The organism is Pseudomonas fragi (genome assembly GCF_900105835.1).
Lineage (GTDB): Bacteria > Pseudomonadota > Gammaproteobacteria > Pseudomonadales > Pseudomonadaceae > Aquipseudomonas > Aquipseudomonas fragi.
Window position 1 is genome coordinate 706,835 of sequence record NZ_LT629783.1, and the last position, 17,147, is coordinate 723,981.

Below are 17,147 nucleotides of genomic sequence, written 5' to 3' on the forward strand. Positions count from 1 at the left end.
GGGGTGTCTAGTGCCGCACTTTCACCCATGCCATCAGCAGTGCTGAAGACAGCACCCCGGCGGTCATAAAGATATAGGCTGCGCCCGGATTGCCGGTCAGACCGATCAGATAGCCCACGATCCACGAACCGACAAAAGCCCCCAGCGCACCGCAGGCGTTGATCAGGCCGATGGCGCCGCCAAACACGTTGGCCGGCAAAATCTCCGGGATCAGCGCGAAAAACGGCCCGTAGGGTGCGTACAACGCGCCCCCTGCCAGGGTCAGCAGGGCGAACGACAGCCAGAAGTGCGAAGACCCCAGCAGGTACGAGCAAAAGAACGCCAGAGCCCCCAGTGCCAGCAGCGGCCATACAAAATGCTTGCGCTGCTGGGTCTTGTCGGAGGCCCATGACACCACCAGCATGGCTGCCACCGCCGCCACATAAGGCACCGCACTCAACCAGCCAACGGTGACGATATCCGCAGCGGCCGCCTGTTTGATAATGCTCGGCAGCCACATGATAAAACCGTACACGCCGATGCTCCACAGCGCATGCACGCAGCACAACTGCACCACCACCGGGCTGGTGAAGGCCTGGCGGTAATTGCGCACCTGCTTCATGCCTTTCTGTTCATCGGCCAGGGTGGCAGCTAGCCGGGCTTTTTCCTGTGCGCTCAGCCAGTTGACCTGCTCGGGCTTGTCCCGCGCCATGCGCCACCAGACGAAGGCCCAGAGCACCGCCGGCGCGCCTTCAATAACAAACATCTCGCGCCAGCCCCAGGCCTGGATCAGGTAGCCGGACACCACCGACATCCACAGCACGGTCACCGGGTTGCCCAGCACCAGAAAGGTATTGGCCCGCGAACGCTCTTTGCGGGTGAACCAGTTGCTGATAAAGATCAGCATGGCCGGCATCACGGCCGCCTCGACAATCCCCAGCGACACGCGGATAACCATCAGCATCGGGATATTGGTCACCAACCCTGTGGCCATGGCGCAAAAGCCCCACAGGATCAGGCTCCAGAACACCAGTTTGCGCACGCTGTACTTCTGCGCGTAGATCGCCCCCGGGACCTGGAAGAAAAAGTAGCCCAGGAAAAACAGCGCGCCGATCAGCGAGGACATGCCCTTGGTAATACCCAGGTCCTGCTCGATGCCCGCCGCACTGGCGAAGCCGTAGTTGGCCCGGTCGAGGTAGGCGAGGCTGTAGGTAATGAAAATCAGCGGGATCAGGTACAGCCAGCGCTTGGTCGCGAAGCCCTTGCCCGTTGCTTGTGCGCTGCCAGGGTCGAGTGCCGGCAGGGCCTGTTCGTTAAGGTTGCTCATGGGTGTTCCTTGTTATTGTTTTTTTGCCGGTGCGGGTCAAACAACGCTGGTCAGGCCTCCGTCCACAAACAGGGTTTGACCGTTGATAAAGTCAGAGGCAGGGGAGGCCAGAAACACAGCTGCGCCGCACAGTTCGTCAACCCGCCCCCAGCGACCTGCCGGCGTGCGTTTGCACAGCCACTCGGAAAACTCCTGGTTATCGACCAGGGCGCGGTTCATTTCGGTGGCGAAATAGCCGGGAGCCAGGCCATTGGCTTGAATACCGTGGCGGGCCCATTCGGCGCACATGCCCTTGGTAAGCATCTTTACCGCCCCTTTGGAGGCGGCATAAGGGGCGATGGTGGGGCGTGCCAGCTGGCTTTGCACCGAGCAGATATTAATGATCTTGCCGCGACCACGGGCGATCATGTGCCGCGCCACGGCCTGGGACACATGGAAGACCCCGTCCAGGTTGGTGCGCATCACATCGTGCCAGTCGCTGGCGCTGAAGTCCTCCAGCGGCGCGCGGCGCTGAATACCGGCGTTGTTGACCAGAATATCGATGGCACCGATATCGGCCTCGAACCTGTTGATCGCAGCCAGCAATTGTTCGCGGTCGGTGACATCGAAGGCCACGGATTCAGCCTTCAGGCCTTCATCGCGCAATTGAGCGGCAACCGCCAGGGATTTTTCGATATTGCGAGTGTTGATCACCACGGTAGCGCCCGCAGCGCCCAGTCCACGGGCCAGCTCCAGCCCGATACCCTGGCCTGAACCGGTAATCAGGGCACGGCGACCCTCCAGCTGAAAGCTGCTGATATTGAATGACATGTTGTTCTCCACATACGGCCGCTTATTATTTTGACCGGCCCTATGGTTACTTCACCCCAGGCTGGCGGTGCAGTCCAATCGTCATTGCTGATATGGTGATCAATATTTTTGATTATCGCGGTGGAACGTACTGCAGCGCCCGCTTGTCCATTGAGCCTGTACTCCCATACGTTGAGGTGAACATGCGCAGCTTGATTTCTGCATCGATAGTGGCTGGTTTCCTGTGTGTCGCGCCTTATGCCGCGCAGGCTGATGATGCCAAACCCGCAGACTGCAACCCCGGGCAGATCCTGGCCGAATCAATGGACCTGAGCAGTTGCTATGGTCACGGCGACAAGGCACCTGATCAATACACGCGGGACGATGTTGCGATCAGCGACTGGAAGGCCAAAGGGCTGCCCCAGCCCGATGAGCATGAACAATGGGTGCAAATCAGCGGGCATTATGTGCTGGTCAATCGGGTCAATGCCGTGATCAAGGAAATCCGTACCCGGGACGGCAAAGTACTGGGTAAATAGTCACAGCGCGGCGCGTTCTTGCTCGCGATGGCCGGAACGCGCCGTACCTGCCAGTTTGCGCTTAACCCGCCTCGCGGCCGTGGGCAGCAGTGGCCAGTTGCCCGGTATCGACGCGCACAAAAATCGAGTCGCCCAGCGCTGTCAGCACATCCCCGGCATACACTTCGCAGAGGATCCGCGTCTTGCGCCCGACATCGCCCTCGACCCTGGCCCGCAGGGTCAGCGGCACGCCCATCGGCGTCGGCTTGATAAACTTGATCCCCAGATTCCCCGTGACACAACTGATGCGTGGCAAGCTGGCCACTTCGCGGTGCTCCATGCGGTAGTGATAGGCCATTGCCGTCCAGTTGGAGTGGCAGTCGACCAGCATGGCGACCAGGCCGCCATACACCAGCTCGGGCCAGCCGCAGTACTTGGGGTCGGGCAGGTACTCGGCGCGCACATGCACGCCGTCTTCATCCCAGAAGCTCTTGATATGCAGGCCGTCGGGGTTGCTGCTGCCGCAGCCGTAGCACACGCCATCCGGCGCAGCGGTGTCTTGTAGCGAAGGGGTAAGCTCAGGCATGGCGTGATCGTCCGTGGAATGAAGGATGCCTTACGTTAACGTAAACGTTGGTATGAGTGCACGGCTTTGATGTGTGTCAGGCAGGGGCAGGGCAAGCGGGGCCATACTGCGCAAACCCGGCGTGACAAGCGGCCGCAGATAGGCCAGATCTTTTGCAATTGCAGGATCAATCCTGTATTTGTTGCGCCATAGAGCCAAGGCTCGTCTGTTTTTTGAATCTGCCCATCAGGAACCATGATGCCTAACCAGTTCCCCGCTGTACGCCCGCGCCGCCTGCGCCGTTCCCAGACCCTTCGCGACATGTTCCAGGAAACCGAATTCAGCCTCAACGACCTGGTGCTGCCGATTTTCGTCGAAGAAGAAATCGACGACTTCGTGCCTATCACCAGTATGCCGGGGGTGATGCGTATACCTGAGTCGAAACTGGCGGGTGAGATCGAGCGTTATGCGCGGGCGGGGCTCAAGTCGGTGATGCTGTTCGGCGTGTCCCATCATCTGGACGCCACTGGCAGCGATGCCATGCGCGAAGACGGCCTGGTGTCGCGTATGGTGCGCATCAGCAAGGATGCCGCGCCTGACATGGTGGTGATGAGCGATACCTGCTTCTGCGAGTACACCTCTCACGGCCATTGCGGCGTGATGCATGACCACGGTGTCGACAACGACGCGACCCTGATCAACTTGGGCAAGCAGGCGGTCGCCGCCGCGGCGGCAGGTGCCGACTTTATCTCGCCTTCGGCAGCAATGGACGGCCAGGTGCAGGCCATTCGCAGCGCCCTGGACGGTGCCGGCTTTAGCGACACGTCGATCATGGCGTACTCGACCAAATTCGCCTCGGCTCTCTATGGCCCGTTCCGTGAAGCGGGCGGCAGTGCGCTCAAGGGCGACCGCAAGTCCTACCAGATGAACCCGATGAACCGCCGCGAGGCCATCCGCGAGTCGCTGCTGGACGAGCAGGAAGGTGCAGATGTGCTGATGGTCAAGCCCGCCGGTGCTTACCTGGACATCATCCGCGACATTCGCCAGGCCTCGCACCTGCCATTGGCGGCTTACCAGGTCAGCGGTGAGTACGCAATGATCAAGTTCGGTGCCCAGGCCGGTGCCATTGACGAGGCCCGCGTAGTACGCGAGAGCCTGGGTTCGATCAAGCGTGCAGGTGCCGACATGATCCTCACCTACTTTGCGATGGATCTGGCGCTGCAGGGCATCTAAGCTGCAGGCGGCAAGCAATCTCGTGCTGGCTTGCCGCCCCTCTTCCAAAGGAGAACTCCATGCCCCACGCCCGACTCGAACGCATCCTGATTACCAACGACGACGGGATTGACGCCCCGGGTCTGGCCGCACTTGAGGCCGTGGCCCACGAGCTGGCGGACGAAGTCTGGGTAGTGGCACCGGACCATGACCAAAGCGGTATCTCCACGGCCATCAGCATTCACCACCCGTTGCGCGTCACCCAGCGCGGCGAGCGCCGCTTCTCGGTTTCCGGAACCCCGGCCGACTGTGTGGCGATGGCCTTGCAGCAGCTGCTGGACAAACCGCCGCAACTGCTGCTGTCAGGTATCAACAAAGGCGCCAACCTGGGGGTTGAAACCTTGTTTTCCGGTACCGTAGGCGCGGCCATGACCGGTTTGTTGATGGGCGTGCCGTCCATCGCCTTGAGCCAGTACTTTACCCGTCGCAGTGCCGTGCGCTGGGATACCGCCCGCACCCTGGCCCCCGGCGTGATCCGGCAGTTGCTCGGCAAGGGCTGGGAACAAAGGGCCTGCCTGAATATCAACTTTCCCGACGTACCAGCCGATGACGCCGGGCCGATCCAGATCACCCGCCAGGGTGCCGGGCGCATGGACGGTGTGGAAGCCATCGAGCGCACCGACTTTCGCGAGGCCAAGTACTACTGGCTCAGCATCACCCGCCATCAGCACGCCGAAGCCATCGACACCGAAACCCAGGTGGTAACCCAGGGCGGGATCTCGGTCACGCCACTGGAGTTCGATCGCACCGCCATGCCCCTGCGCGAGCAACTGCGCAGCGCGCTGCAAGCCAGTTAAGCCCAATGGGCCGGGTCATCGACGATGGCCTGGTGCCCTTCAAGCACCTTGGGGATTTCCTGCTTGAGGAACTCCACCCAGGTCTTGACCTTGGCATCCAGAAACCGCCGTGAAGGGTAGAGCGCGTAGATGCTTTTTTCGTGCAGGCGGTAATGTGGCAGCAGACGCACCAGCGAGCCGCGCTGATAAGAGCCTACCGCCACATAATCGGGCAACAGGCACACCCCGAGCCCGGCCTCGGCCGCTTTGGCCATCGCTTCCGCCACGTTGACCTGGAACACGTTGCCGGGGCGGATCACTTGTTCGCCCTGATCATCGCGAAAGGTCCAGCTGTCGGTAAACAACGGGTCGACCAGGTGCAGGCAGCGGTGCTGGTGCAGATCGTCAGGTACCGTCGGGATGTCCCGGCCCTTGAGGTAGGAGGGGGCTGCACTGATGACACTGAAGATGCTGCCCAGCGGCTGGCCGATCAGCTCCGAATCCGGCAGATGGGCCGACAGGGTAATCACCAGGTCATGCCCCTCTTCAAGCAGATCGGGCTGGCGTTGTGACAGGGTGAGGTCGACATGTACCTGCGGATACAGCTCGGTGTAGCGGGCCACCAACGGTGCCAGCAGCTGGATGCCCAACCCGGTGGTGGACTGCACACGCAAATGGCCACGGGGGATCAGGTGCGCACCCGCCGCTTCGGCATTGGCATCCTCGATCTCGCCCAGAATCATCCGGCAGCGTTCCAGATAACGCGCACCCACCTCGGTCAGGGCCAGGCGCCGTGTGCTGCGTTGCAACAGCCGGGCTTGCAGCGAAGACTCCAGCTCGGACAGCAGCCGCGAGGTTTGCGCCGTTGAATAACCCAGCGCCTGCGCCGCCGCGGTGAAGCTGCCGGTTTCGACTACGCGGACAAACACCCGCATCGCCTGAAAAATATCCATCCTGATTATTACCCCACACGTAAGCGTGCTTTCTTGTGGCGGCAATAATTACACAGTCCGGGCCACTGTGCCGTGGTGACGTGTGCTTTCCAGGAAAGCGGCGCAAATACGTTGTGACTTTACCCTGTTTTTTGTGAGGTAATTCTCATTAGAGCGCAGGAGATATCCTATTTTAAATAAAGTAGTTGGATATCATTTTCTAATTACTTGCTTTTGTTGTTCTATGTGCTTGATTTATATAGAAGCGAATTTTCCTAGGAATAGCCTGTCAAACACATTGCGTCATCATGTGGTCGATACGCCCTCAGCAGCCAGCTTGACTAAGCTTTATTTACAAGGTGCATTCATTTGACTATTCATCAGTACCCAAAAGGACGAAAAGTTGACGCTGAGATCGATTTGTTTGAATTGATCCATTCTTTTTGGCGACAAAAAAAACTGATTGCAGCCACTGCGGTAATTACCGGATTAGTGGCAATTGGCTATGTTTCCTTTGCGCAAAAAATCTATCAAACCAGCAGCCTGCTGCGCCCTGCAGCCATCAACGAACTGGATGCCCTGAATCGTTCCGAGGTCTACACCCTGCCTGCGGCAGAGGCTTTAGGTAAAGTAGGGCTGGCACTTGATTCCTATGAAAACCGCTTGAATTTTTTTCGCGATCACCCGGAGTTATTCAAACCCCTGGAACAGCCCGGCAGATCACTGGAGCAAAGCTTCGAAATGTTTAACCGGGATGCCATTACCCTGGTACAGCCTGCTGCGAACAAGGGTGATTCAACCAATCCTTATATAAGGCTGGAACTTACTTACCCTTCCTCGCTTGATGGGGTGGCGATTCTCAATGGTTTTGTTGACTACGCGATCAATAACCAACGTGAGCAAATTAGTGCCGACCTCAAGGTTATTATCAGTAACCGGCTCAGGGAACTGGATACCCAGATAAATGCTGCGCGATCAAGCTATCACTCTGAAAAAGAAGGAAAAATCGCAACTTTGGTCGAAGCTGACACGCTGCAAAAAGCCCGTCTGGAAGATGAGCTGAAGGCGTTGCGCCTGCAGCTTAAAATGGAGCGCGAATCGCGAATCCAACAGCTCAACGAGGCCATTTCGATTGCCAAGTCACTGGGCATTACCCGCCCGACCACGCCGGCAGCTATGGCCGATGCGGCACAGGGCGCCTCATCGAGAGTAGTGCGCACCGAAATCACGTCGCAAAGCACGCCCTTGTATTTTATGGGCTCCCAGGCCCTGGAAGCCGAGCGCGCAGCCCTGCTCAAGCGTACGACCGATGACTTTACCGACAACCGCATTTCGCAGATTCATAAAAAGATGCAGTTGCTTGAGGTCAATCGCCAGGTCGAAATGCTCGGTAAGCGCTCGAACGAAGATGTGTTCCTCAAGGATATCGAGCCATTGCGTGCCGAAGTGGTACGCCTTGGCCGGCTCAATACGGACATGAGCCATCTTGGCCTGGTCAGCATTGACCGCAAGGCCCAGGCCCCGACGGAAGCGGTCAAGCCGAAAAAGGCACTGATTGTCGGGCTGGCCGTGGTGCTGGGCCTGTTGCTGGGGCTGACGATTGCGACCGTGCGCTTCCTGATCCAGCGCCGCCAGCAAGGGGTCAAGCCAGCACTGCCACCGACTTGATCTGTGCCCATAGCCATTGCCCGGGGTGCAGGCCCAGTTGGTCCCGGGAATAGCGGGTTATCCGGGCCAGCAGGGGAGTGCCGTCGGCATCCAGGCGTATCAGCACATGGGCCTGGTTGTCGGCGACAGTTTCGCTGACCACCGTTACCCGCAAGCTATTGAGGATGCTGCTGTGTTCGGCCGGGGTCAGGCTCAGGCTGATATCCCGGGCCTGTACCTTGACGCGTAGCGGCCGGCCAACGGCCATTGAGGCATGGGTCACCCTCAGATGCTGGGCGCTGCCAGGCAACTGCAGGGTCAACAGCTGATAATTGAGGTTATAAGCACCCACTTGCCCCTCAATCACCACCCCGGCGTCATCCCCTCGCGCCAGGGGCAGGTCGAGCCTGGCCAGGGTCTCGCCAATCGGGCCGCTTGCTATTACTTTGCCTTCACTCAGCAGCACTATATGGTCCGCCAGCCGCGCCACCTCGTCCTGGGAATGACTGACGTAGAGCACGGGTATGTCCAGCTCGGCGTGCAGGCGCTCGAGATACGGCAAGATCTCGCTCTTGCGCTGGCTGTCGAGCGCAGCCAGGGGCTCATCCATCAACAGCAGCCTGGGGCTGGTGAGCAAGGCCCGGGCGATACCGACCCGCTGGCGCTCGCCACCGGACAAGTTGTGCGGCGCCCGTTGCAGCAGGTGGGTGATGCCCAGCAGCTCGCTGGCATGGGCCAGGTCCACCCGCCGCTCCTGGCGGGCGATGCGCTTGAGGCCGAACTCCAGGTTGGCCCGCACCGACAGGTGCGGGAACAGGCTGGCTTCCTGGAATATATAGCCCAGCGCCCGCTGGTGTACCGGCACAAAGTGCTTACGCTGGCTGTCTTGCCAAACCTCGTCATTGATCTGGACATAGGCCTGGCTGGCCCGTTCGAGCCCGGCGATACAGCGCAGGCAGGTGGTCTTGCCCGAGCCCGAATGACCGTAGAGCGCAGTCACCCCTTTGCCTGGCAGTTGCAGGTCGAGGTCCAGGGCAAAACCTGGATAGTGATGCTGCAAGCGAAGGTTGATCTGCGACGTCATCTTCAGCTCCAGCTGGTTTGCGATTTGCGACTGGAATACAACGCCAGCAACACCAGAAAGGAAAACACCACCATTGCCCCCGCCAACCAGTGTGCCTGGGCATACTCCAGCGCCTCGACGTGGTCGTAGATCTGCACCGAGACCACGCGGGTTTTTTCCGGGATATTGCCGCCAATCATCAGCACCACCCCAAATTCACCCACCGTATGGGCAAAGCCGAGAATCGCGGCCGTGATAAACCCGGGCCGGGCCAGGGGCAGGATTACGTTGAAAAAACTGTCCCAGGGGGTTGCCCGCAGGGTGGCAGCGACTTCCAGCGGCCTGGGGCCGATGGCGGTAAATGCGTTCTGCAAAGGCTGGACGACAAAGGGCATGGAATAGATCACCGAGCCAATCACCAGCCCGGCAAAACTGAAGGTCAGTGTGCCCAGGCCCAGAGACTGGGTGAGCTGGCCGATATAACCGTGCGGGCCCATCGCCAGCAGCAAATAAAAACCGATAACGGTGGGCGGCAGCACCAGGGGCAGGGCGACGATCGCCCCGACCGGCCCACGCAACCGCGAACGCGTATGGGCCAGCCACAGGGCAATGGGAGTGCCGACAATCAGCAGAATCACTGTTGTCAGTGACGCCAGTTGCAGGGTCAGCCAGATGGCAGCGAAGTCAGCACTGGTGAGCGGCATGGTTACAGGTGATAACCGTAGGACTTGATAATGGCAGTGGCTTTTGGCCCTTTGAGGTACTCGGCCAGGGCCTGGGCAGCAGGGTTGTGCTCGCCTTTTTTCAGGATCACTGCATCCTGGCGGATCGGGTCGTGCATGGCCTCAGGGACAATCCAGGCCGAACCCTCGCTGACTTTGCCGTCCTTGTAGATCTGCGACAAGGCCACAAAACCCAGTTCGGCATTGCCGGTGGAAACAAACTGGTACGCCTGGGTAATATTCTGGCCCTCCACGATCTTGGCTTTGACCTTGTCGGTCAGGCCCAGTTTGGCCAGCACCTGGGTGGCCGCCAGCCCGTAGGGCGCTGCCTTGGGGTTGGCAATGGACAGGTGCTTGAACTGATTGGCCAGCAACACCTTGTCAGTGCCGTCAATATAGCCGTCTTTGGCGGACCACAGTGCCAGGGTGCCAATGGCGTAGGTGAAACGTGAACCAGGGACAATATCGCCTTCTTTCTCAAGCTTTTCTGGGGTGCTGTCATCCGCAGCCAGGAACACTTCAAAGGGCGCACCGTTCTTGATTTGGGTATAGAACTGGCCAGTAGCCCCGTAGGCGGCAATCAGCTTGTGCCCGGTGTCCTGTTGAAAATCACGGGCAATGGCCTGAATGGGGGCGGTGAAGTTGGCGGCCACTGCCACCTGCACCTCATCGGCCTGGGCCGAAGCGAACGCGAAACAACCGATCAGGGCGGCAAGCGCGGTGGGAATAAAGGTGCGGGCACATGAATTCATCGCAAAACTCCGTTTTTATTGGTGTGTCGGGCGCAGGGAAGATAGCCGCTATATATAAATATTTACAGCGCTTTGTAAACCTGTGGCCGTAGAGGAGGGGGCAACGATCAACGTTGGCTCAGCCAGCCTGGCGCAAGGTGATATTGATTCGCTGCTCGCCCAGCAACCCGTGCCGCGCTGGCTTGATCGGCATTACGCCGTGAAAACGCAAGCGGTCAACACCGCCCCAGACCATCACATCACCATGAAACAGGGAAATACGTTGGGTCGGGTCGCTGCGCGCGAAGCCGCCAAACTGAAAGATCGCGGGCAGGCCCAGGGACACGGAGACAATGGGGGCGGTATAAGAACGCTCGTTTTTGTCCTGGTGCAGGGACATTTTGGCGCCCGGGGCATAGGCATTGATCAGGCAGGCATCGGGCACAAAGTCACTGAAGCCAGCCACGCTCGCCGCGGCGTCTGCCAGGCTCAGGAACACCTCGGGCATGGCCGGCCAGGGCCGGGTACTAAGGGGGTCGAGGGGGCTGTAGCGGTAACCGTCGCGGTCTGTGGTCCAGCCCAGGGTGCCACAGCTGCTCAAGCGGGCAGACATGGCAAGGCCGCCCGGGGTGTGCATCTGGCGCAAGGGGGATTGCTGTAAAACACCCCTCAGGGCTGCCAGCAGTTCGTCGACCCGGGGCAAGGCAAACCCGCGCAACACAAACCCCTGGGCGCTGATACGCTCGACGCGAGCGGGCTGCTGCAGGTCCTGCTCGGTGAACAGGTCCACTGTTACAGCGCCTTGCTGGCCTTGATCTCAGTGATCACATCATCGGCATCGCCGTGAATCTTCTCCAGGGCGGCGCGGGCCTCTTCTTCCGAGCCCGACTGCAACTGGGCAAACTCGAAGCGACGCTCGCCGTTGAGCTTGTACTTGATGACGTACTTGGTGGTTTGCACGGTAATTCCTGCCTGAGGTTTAGCGAAGTTTGGAGCTGGAGCGGCGCACGATCTTGATCGTCGGCTTGAAGCTGGGCTTGCGGGTGACGCTGATGGCCCGGGTGGTCACGGTATCAATGGTGATGTTCCAGAAACCGGTGCTCGGCGCCGTGATACGGGCCGGGAAGTCCTTGAAGGCACCGCCATGATAGGAGTGGCGGCCACCATTTTTAAAGCTGCGAAAGTGCGCATCGCTCATCAGGCGGATGTTGCAAGGCTGGGAGCACTCGATGACGACAATGTCGTCTTCGTTGAGGTGCTCGCGCTGGTGAATAAATTTCATGGTGTCTCCAAAAACGTGAATCTGCTGAATAATCAGCACGATAGCATGTGCTTTAGCCCTGTCAGGGGGCTAAAGCCGGGTATTATGCCGTGATGCGGGTGAGTTTGACGTAAAACGTGGATAATCCGCCACTATTGAGTATTTATTCACGATGGCCCGGGAGAAATTTCGGATATCCATTGTCGTAGTGTCTTTAACGGAGAATGTCTATGAAGTGGGGCTTATTGGCGGCGTTGCTGGCCTTGGGTGGCTGTGCATCAGTGACGGATATTGAGCAGACGCTGCCGACCATGAGTGTGATTTCGGGCAAGAAACCCGATGCCTATGCACAATGCGTGGTGCAACAACTGTCCAGCACACGCAGGGCGCCGCAGATTGAACCGCATAAAGACGGTTTTCGGATTATCGTGCCGCAAAAGCTGACCTCCAATCCAACGGCGGTCATTGATATTGAAGAACGTTCCGGCGGCAGCAGCATCAAGGTCTACGAAAGCATGTCCAATGTACCGGTGCGCCCGGGCGATATTCGCAAAGCCGCCACACACTGCATTTCCGGTGACTGACGCTTATCTCGGTCACCCCCCGACCTGACGATTGCCCTGCGCAACGTCAGGTTTTTTTTCGCCCCGATATCGGTATCGGATCCAAAGTAGTGTTGTGACCGAGTGGGAATTCTCCTAGGATCTATAGGCTTATATTTTATAGGCCTAAGCATATAACAATAATGGAGCTGGTCATGATTCCACTCAAGCGAACGCTATTGAGCAGCCTTGTGCTGCTCGCCGTGAGCAACGCCCAAGCGCAGCCTTCCCCCAACATCTACCTGCAAGGCGGGGCGCAGCCTGGCGCCACGGCCTGCGTGGCGTGCCACGGGGCAGATGGCATGGGGCTGGCACCCGCCGGGTTTCCGCGATTAGCCGGTATTTCTGCCGATTACCTGAGCAAGCAGCTGCACGACTTTCAAAGTGGCAAGCGGGTCAGCCCGGTGATGCAACCGCTGGCCAAGGCGCTTTCCGATCAGGAAATTGCCTCGGTCACGGCCACCATTGCCGCCATGCCGGCCCCAGCAGTGCCAGCCATCAACCGCAGCAGCCTGCCCGCAGGCCTGGGTGAAAAGCTGGCCCTGCGCGGCGCCTGGGATCGCCAGATCCCCGAGTGCGTCAGCTGTCATGGCCCGGGCGGGGTGGGCGTGGGGAGCGCCTTCCCGCCACTGGCCAATCAACCGACCCTGTACCTGACGGCGCAGCTCAATGCGTGGCGCGACGGCACCCGGCACAACGATCCCAATGACCTGATGGGGCATATCGCCAAGGCCATGACCGAGGATGAAGTCAAGGCGGTTGCTGACTATTTCAGCACTGTGGGGCACACGGAGGCCAAGCCATGAAGCGTCTGATACTTACCTGCGCGGCGTCCGTGCTCCTCAGTGGCGCAGTTCATGCGGCGACCATCGCGATGGAAGACCAATCGCAGATAAAAGTGCCTGCGCCTGCCGAGCACATCACCTACTTTCAGCCACCGCAACAAAGTGATTTGCCTGACAACGCCTACGGCAAAATGGTGCTGGATGGCTACGCCCTGTTTGTCGACACCAAGCGCCAGGCGCCACAGTTTGTCGGCAATGGCCTCAACTGCACCAATTGCCATCTGGATCAGGGTCGGCTGGCCAACTCGGCCCCGCTGTGGGGGGCGTACCCCATGTACCCGGCATACCGCAAGAAAAACGACAAGGTCAATACCTTTGCCGAGCGTCTGCAGGGCTGCTTTCAGTTCAGCATGAATGGCGGCACCCCACCGGCTGCCGATAGCCGTGAGATTACGGCGCTCTCATCCTATGCCTATTGGTTGTCGACCAAGGCGCCTACAGGGGTTGAGTTGCCGGGACGGGGCTATCCCGATGTGCCCGCACCCAAGGGTGGCTACAACCTGACCCGTGGTGCGGCGCTGTACAAGGATCAGTGTGCCATCTGTCATGGCGACAACGGGCAGGGGCAAAAGGCGGGGGCGGATTACGTAATGCCGCCGCTGTGGGGCAAGGATTCCTACAACTGGGGCGCCGGCATGCACCGGATCAACACAGCTGCATCGTTTATCAAACACAACATGCCACTGGGTAAGGCCAACAGCTTGAGTGATGAGCAGGCGTGGGATGTGGCGGCCTACGTCAACACCCACGAACGGCCACAGGACCCGCGACTGGTCGAGGGTTCAGTGGAAAAAACCCGGGTGAAGTTCCACGCCAATGACGGCGTCAACGTCTACGGGCAAACCGTTAATGGAGTGTTGATCGGCCAGGGCACCGAGTAACCGTCTATACCGCTAAAGCCAAGCACTTTAGCGGTATCCACTTACTTGCAGGCCACCACGATCGTGCGGCTTTTGAAATTGCCTACATCTGCACCCAGGGTTTTCTCGCTGTCTGCAAGCGCAGGCGTGCCATCGGTGGCAATGATGTTGTAGCCCGTACCGGCACAAGACGCTTCAGCTTTCTCGTAGCACTTGGCCCAGGACATGGCCTCGCCCGAACAGTCTATGCTCAACCCTTGTTTGCCGTCGGCCAGGTAAGTATTGGAAGCAGTCGCGCAGCCACCCAAGGTTACCAATGCGAGCAGTGTCAGAACTTTGTTCATCGGGGTAACCATTACATAAGTGGAGTTGAAATTAGTTTTTACCGCGGCGTGCTGCTGGCTCAGGTTGGTCCTGAAACACCGAGGCAACTTCTGCTGCGGCCTGTTGCGAACTGAAAGGCCCGGCAACGTTTTCGCCGCTGGCTGAAAATACGCACCATTGGCCCGATGCATCGGGTTTGATCTCGTAACCGTTAACGCTGATTGTTGCTGACATCGAAAAGCTGCCTGATTGGCTGGATTAATGGCGTGATAATAGCGCAAGGGCATCACGGGTAGTGCTAAACACGATGGAGTACCCATCAAATTCAATCGCCAAGGAACTAACGGGCAAAATATTTATCTAGGTTGGCATCAGTTTGCTATCGAGAAGCATTGTAACGTCGATGCTGCCTGATTAGACTGCGCCAAATTTGGAACGTACAGCCCTTTAAAGGACTCATATGATCAAGAAATGCTTGTTCCCAGCAGCCGGTTACGGCACTCGCTTTTTGCCAGCGACCAAGGCCATGCCAAAAGAAATGCTGCCGGTGGTGAACAAGCCACTGATCCAGTACGGGGTTGAAGAAGCACTGGACGCTGGCTTGACTGAAATTTCCATCGTAACGGGCCGCGGCAAGCGCGCCTTGGAAGACCACTTTGACATCAGCTACGAGCTGGAAAACCAGATCAAGGGTACTGACAAAGAGAAGTACCTGGTTGGTATTCGCCGTCTGCTGAGCGAGTGCTCGTTCTCCTACACTCGCCAGACCGAAATGAAAGGCCTGGGCCACGCGATCCTGACTGGCCGCCCGCTGATCGGTGACGAACCCTTTGCCGTAGTTCTGGCAGACGACCTGTGCGTCAACCTGGAAGGCGACGGCGTGCTGACGCAAATGGTCAAGCTGTACAACCAGTACCGCTGCACCATCATCGCGATCCAGGAAGTTGACCCGGCTGAAACCAACAAGTACGGCGTGATCGCTGGCGACCTGATTGGCGACGATCTCTACCGTGTACGCAACATGGTGGAAAAACCGGCTCCGGAAGATGCACCTTCCAACCTGGCCATCATCGGCCGTTACATCCTGACCCCGGACATCTTCGACCTGATCAAGCAGACCGAACCGGGCAAAGGCGGCGAAATCCAGATCACCGACGCGCTGATGAAACAGGCGCAAAACGGTTGCGTGATTGCCTACAAGTTCAAGGGCAAGCGCTTTGACTGCGGCGGCGCCGAAGGCTACATCGAAGCAACTAACTTCTGCTTCGAAAACTTCTACAAAACCGGCAAAGCTTACTGATAGCAGCCCGTTGTAGAACGCTTCAAGACAAAGCCACCCTCGGGTGGCTTTTTCGTTTTTTTGCTGTCGGCAACCTCCTGTGCTGGTCAATCGCGCTGGAGCGATTATGCTGATGGCCTGCTTAGGAGAGTGAAATGGCCTACGAATTTGATCTATTTGTAATTGGTGCGGGTTCCGGTGGCGTGCGTGCTGCACGTTTTGCCGCTGGTTTTGGCGCAAAAGTGGCCGTAGCCGAAAGCCGTTACTTGGGTGGCACCTGCGTCAACGTGGGTTGCGTGCCGAAAAAGCTATTGGTGTACGGCGCACACTTTGCCGAAGACTTCGAACAGGCTTCGGGTTTTGGCTGGAGCCTGGGGGAGGCCGATTTCGACTGGGCGACCCTGATCGCCAACAAGGACCGCGAGATCAACCGTCTCAACGGTATTTATCGCAACCTGCTGGTCAATAGCGGCGTCAGCCTGATCGAGGGCCACGCGAAAATTACCGGCCCCCATGAAGTTGAAATCAACGGTCAGCGCCATACTGCCAAGCATATCCTGATCGCGACTGGCGGCTGGCCGCAGATCCCGGAAATCCCGGGCCATGAACACGCCATCAGCTCCAACGAGGCGTTTTTCCTCAAGGAACTGCCCAAGCGTGTGCTGGTGGTGGGCGGTGGCTATATTGCCGTCGAATTCGCCGGTATTTTCCACGGCCTGGGTGCCAAAACATCCTTGCTGTATCGCGGCGAAATGTTCCTGCGCGGCTTCGACGGTGCGGTGCGCAAGCATTTGCACGAAGAGCTGGTCAAACGCGGCATGGACGTGCAATTCAACGCCGATATCGAGCGGATCGACAAGCAGCCCGATGGCAGCCTGAAAGCCACGCTCAAGGACGGTCGCGAGCTGATCGCCGATTGCGTGTTCTACGCCACCGGGCGCCGGCCGATGCTCGACAACCTGGGCCTGGAAAACACCGGGGTCAAACTCGACAAGCGCGGTTTTGTCGAAGTGGATGATTTGTACCAGAGCGCCGAGCCGTCGATCCTGGCCATTGGCGATGTGATTGGTCGTGTGCAGCTGACGCCGGTGGCGCTGGCTGAAGGTATGGCCGTGGCCCGTCGCCTGTTCAAGCCCGAGCAATATCGCCCAGTGGATTACCGGATGATCCCAACGGCAGTGTTCAGCCTGCCCAACATTGGCACCGTAGGCCTGAGCGAAGAGCAGGCTGTTGAAGCGGGGCACAAGGTGCAGATTTTCGAAAGCAGCTTCCGGCCGATGAAACTGACACTCACCGAGTGCCAGGAGCGTACGCTGATGAAACTGGTGGTGGATGCTGACACCGACAAGGTGCTCGGTTGCCATATGGTCGGCCCGGAGGCGGGGGAGATCGTGCAAGGGCTGGCGATTGCCCTGAAGGCCGGGGCGACCAAACAGCACTTCGACGAAACCATCGGGGTTCACCCGACGGCAGCCGAAGAACTCGTGACCATGCGCACACCGGTCAAACGCTGACTTTCACTGTGGGAGCGGGCTTGCTCGCGATACAGGCGGCGTGGTCTATCGATAAAACCGCGTCGATCCAATCGCGGGCAAGCCCGCTCCCACACTGCAGCAATTCGACAAAGCCATCGGGGTACTCCCGACGGCTGCCGA

The 17,147-nt window shown here is 58.8% G+C and carries 21 protein-coding genes; 9 read left to right on the top strand and 12 right to left on the bottom strand.

All coding sequences use genetic code 11. From position 1 onward, the window contains the following. Positions 1 to 7: 7 nt before the first annotated feature. Together BLU25_RS03125 and BLU25_RS03130 are read right to left on the bottom strand one after the other, a co-directional pair. Positions 8 to 1,306: an MFS transporter gene (locus BLU25_RS03125; RefSeq protein ID WP_016780921.1), complete on the bottom strand. Its 1,299-nt coding sequence runs from the start codon at positions 1,304 to 1,306 to the stop codon at positions 8 to 10. Positions 1,307 to 1,342: 36 nt separating this feature from the next. Then, a complete protein-coding gene (locus tag BLU25_RS03130) occupies positions 1,343 to 2,116 on the bottom strand; it encodes an SDR family NAD(P)-dependent oxidoreductase (protein ID WP_016780922.1) in 774 nt (257 codons plus the stop codon). 182 nt (positions 2,117 to 2,298) lie between these two features. Here BLU25_RS03130 and BLU25_RS23705 point away from each other — a divergent pair, with 182 nt between their 5' ends. Further along, positions 2,299 to 2,634 (top strand): RcnB family protein, encoded by a 336-nt coding sequence (locus BLU25_RS23705; RefSeq protein WP_029611411.1) that lies wholly within the window; start codon positions 2,299 to 2,301, stop codon positions 2,632 to 2,634. A 61-nt stretch (positions 2,635 to 2,695) separates the two neighbouring features. On the opposite strand, the gene BLU25_RS03140 is transcribed toward BLU25_RS23705, so the two are convergent. Continuing rightward, a complete protein-coding gene (locus BLU25_RS03140) occupies positions 2,696 to 3,199 on the bottom strand; it encodes a PaaI family thioesterase (protein WP_016780924.1) in 504 nt (167 codons plus the stop codon). 237 nt (positions 3,200 to 3,436) lie between these two features. Here BLU25_RS03140 and hemB point away from each other — a divergent pair, with 237 nt between their 5' ends. Both hemB and surE read left to right on the top strand, forming a co-directional pair. Next, positions 3,437 to 4,411, top strand: a complete 975-nt coding sequence (hemB, locus tag BLU25_RS03145; RefSeq protein ID WP_016780925.1) for a porphobilinogen synthase — start codon at positions 3,437 to 3,439, stop codon at positions 4,409 to 4,411. Between the two features lie 59 nt (positions 4,412 to 4,470). Next, complete coding sequence (gene surE / locus BLU25_RS03150; RefSeq protein ID WP_016780926.1) at positions 4,471 to 5,247, top strand: 5'/3'-nucleotidase SurE; 777 nt, start codon at positions 4,471 to 4,473, stop codon at positions 5,245 to 5,247. On the opposite strand, the gene BLU25_RS03155 is transcribed toward surE, so the two are convergent. Next, positions 5,244 to 6,179 carry a LysR family transcriptional regulator gene (locus tag BLU25_RS03155; protein WP_083369518.1) on the bottom strand — a complete coding sequence of 312 codons (936 nt, stop codon included), beginning with the start codon at positions 6,177 to 6,179 and terminating at the stop codon, positions 5,244 to 5,246. The genes surE and BLU25_RS03155 overlap by 4 nt on opposite strands. A 399-nt stretch (positions 6,180 to 6,578) precedes the next feature. Between BLU25_RS03155 and BLU25_RS03160 the strand changes: the two genes are divergently transcribed. Then, positions 6,579 to 7,826 (top strand): GNVR domain-containing protein, encoded by a 1,248-nt coding sequence (locus BLU25_RS03160; RefSeq protein WP_016780928.1) that lies wholly within the window; start codon positions 6,579 to 6,581, stop codon positions 7,824 to 7,826. Here BLU25_RS03160 and modC read toward each other — a convergent pair. The 6 genes from modC to BLU25_RS03185 form a co-directional block, all read right to left on the bottom strand. Then, a complete protein-coding gene (gene modC / locus BLU25_RS03165) occupies positions 7,801 to 8,889 on the bottom strand; it encodes a molybdenum ABC transporter ATP-binding protein (RefSeq protein WP_083369519.1) in 1,089 nt (362 codons plus the stop codon). The two genes, BLU25_RS03160 and modC, sit on opposite strands and share 26 nt — an antisense overlap. A gap of 2 nt (positions 8,890 to 8,891) precedes the next feature. Further along, positions 8,892 to 9,572 carry a molybdate ABC transporter permease subunit gene (modB, locus tag BLU25_RS03170; RefSeq protein WP_016780930.1) on the bottom strand — a complete coding sequence of 227 codons (681 nt, stop codon included), beginning with the start codon at positions 9,570 to 9,572 and terminating at the stop codon, positions 8,892 to 8,894. 2 nt (positions 9,573 to 9,574) lie between these two features. Further along, complete coding sequence (gene modA / locus BLU25_RS03175; RefSeq protein ID WP_016780931.1) at positions 9,575 to 10,342, bottom strand: molybdate ABC transporter substrate-binding protein; 768 nt, start codon at positions 10,340 to 10,342, stop codon at positions 9,575 to 9,577. Positions 10,343 to 10,460: 118 nt separating this feature from the next. Beyond that, positions 10,461 to 11,111 (bottom strand): DNA oxidative demethylase AlkB, encoded by a 651-nt coding sequence (alkB, locus tag BLU25_RS03180; RefSeq protein WP_016780932.1) that lies wholly within the window; start codon positions 11,109 to 11,111, stop codon positions 10,461 to 10,463. 2 nt (positions 11,112 to 11,113) lie between these two features. After that, positions 11,114 to 11,281 carry a hypothetical protein gene (locus BLU25_RS23555; RefSeq protein WP_016780933.1) on the bottom strand — a complete coding sequence of 56 codons (168 nt, stop codon included), beginning with the start codon at positions 11,279 to 11,281 and terminating at the stop codon, positions 11,114 to 11,116. Positions 11,282 to 11,300: 19 nt separating this feature from the next. Continuing rightward, positions 11,301 to 11,603, bottom strand: a complete 303-nt coding sequence (locus tag BLU25_RS03185) for a DUF1883 domain-containing protein (RefSeq protein ID WP_016780934.1) — start codon at positions 11,601 to 11,603, stop codon at positions 11,301 to 11,303. A 209-nt stretch (positions 11,604 to 11,812) separates the two neighbouring features. Here BLU25_RS03185 and BLU25_RS03190 point away from each other — a divergent pair, with 209 nt between their 5' ends. From BLU25_RS03190 to BLU25_RS03200, 3 genes are all read left to right on the top strand, one after another. Next, entirely contained in the window at positions 11,813 to 12,166 is a 354-nt protein-coding gene (locus BLU25_RS03190) for a hypothetical protein (RefSeq protein ID WP_016780936.1), read from the top strand. A gap of 173 nt (positions 12,167 to 12,339) precedes the next feature. After that, the gene (locus tag BLU25_RS03195) at positions 12,340 to 12,990 is read left to right on the top strand and encodes a c-type cytochrome (RefSeq protein ID WP_016780937.1); all 651 of its coding nucleotides are present in this window, start codon (positions 12,340 to 12,342) and stop codon (positions 12,988 to 12,990) included. Next, positions 12,987 to 13,910 carry a c-type cytochrome gene (locus BLU25_RS03200; protein WP_016780938.1) on the top strand — a complete coding sequence of 308 codons (924 nt, stop codon included), beginning with the start codon at positions 12,987 to 12,989 and terminating at the stop codon, positions 13,908 to 13,910. Before BLU25_RS03195 ends, BLU25_RS03200 begins: the two co-directional genes overlap by 4 nt. Positions 13,911 to 13,951: 41 nt before the next feature. On the opposite strand, the gene BLU25_RS03205 is transcribed toward BLU25_RS03200, so the two are convergent. Together BLU25_RS03205 and BLU25_RS03210 are read right to left on the bottom strand one after the other, a co-directional pair. Next, the gene (locus BLU25_RS03205; protein ID WP_016780939.1) at positions 13,952 to 14,233 is read right to left on the bottom strand and encodes a hypothetical protein; all 282 of its coding nucleotides are present in this window, start codon (positions 14,231 to 14,233) and stop codon (positions 13,952 to 13,954) included. A 31-nt stretch (positions 14,234 to 14,264) separates the two neighbouring features. Beyond that, entirely contained in the window at positions 14,265 to 14,447 is a 183-nt protein-coding gene (locus BLU25_RS03210) for a hypothetical protein (protein WP_016780940.1), read from the bottom strand. 226 nt (positions 14,448 to 14,673) lie between these two features. Here BLU25_RS03210 and galU point away from each other — a divergent pair, with 226 nt between their 5' ends. Together galU and gorA are read left to right on the top strand one after the other, a co-directional pair. After that, complete coding sequence (galU, locus tag BLU25_RS03215; protein WP_016780941.1) at positions 14,674 to 15,513, top strand: UTP--glucose-1-phosphate uridylyltransferase GalU; 840 nt, start codon at positions 14,674 to 14,676, stop codon at positions 15,511 to 15,513. Positions 15,514 to 15,647: 134 nt separating this feature from the next. Further along, positions 15,648 to 17,006 (top strand): glutathione-disulfide reductase, encoded by a 1,359-nt coding sequence (gene gorA / locus BLU25_RS03220; protein WP_016780942.1) that lies wholly within the window; start codon positions 15,648 to 15,650, stop codon positions 17,004 to 17,006. Positions 17,007 to 17,147: the final 141 nt, after the last annotated feature.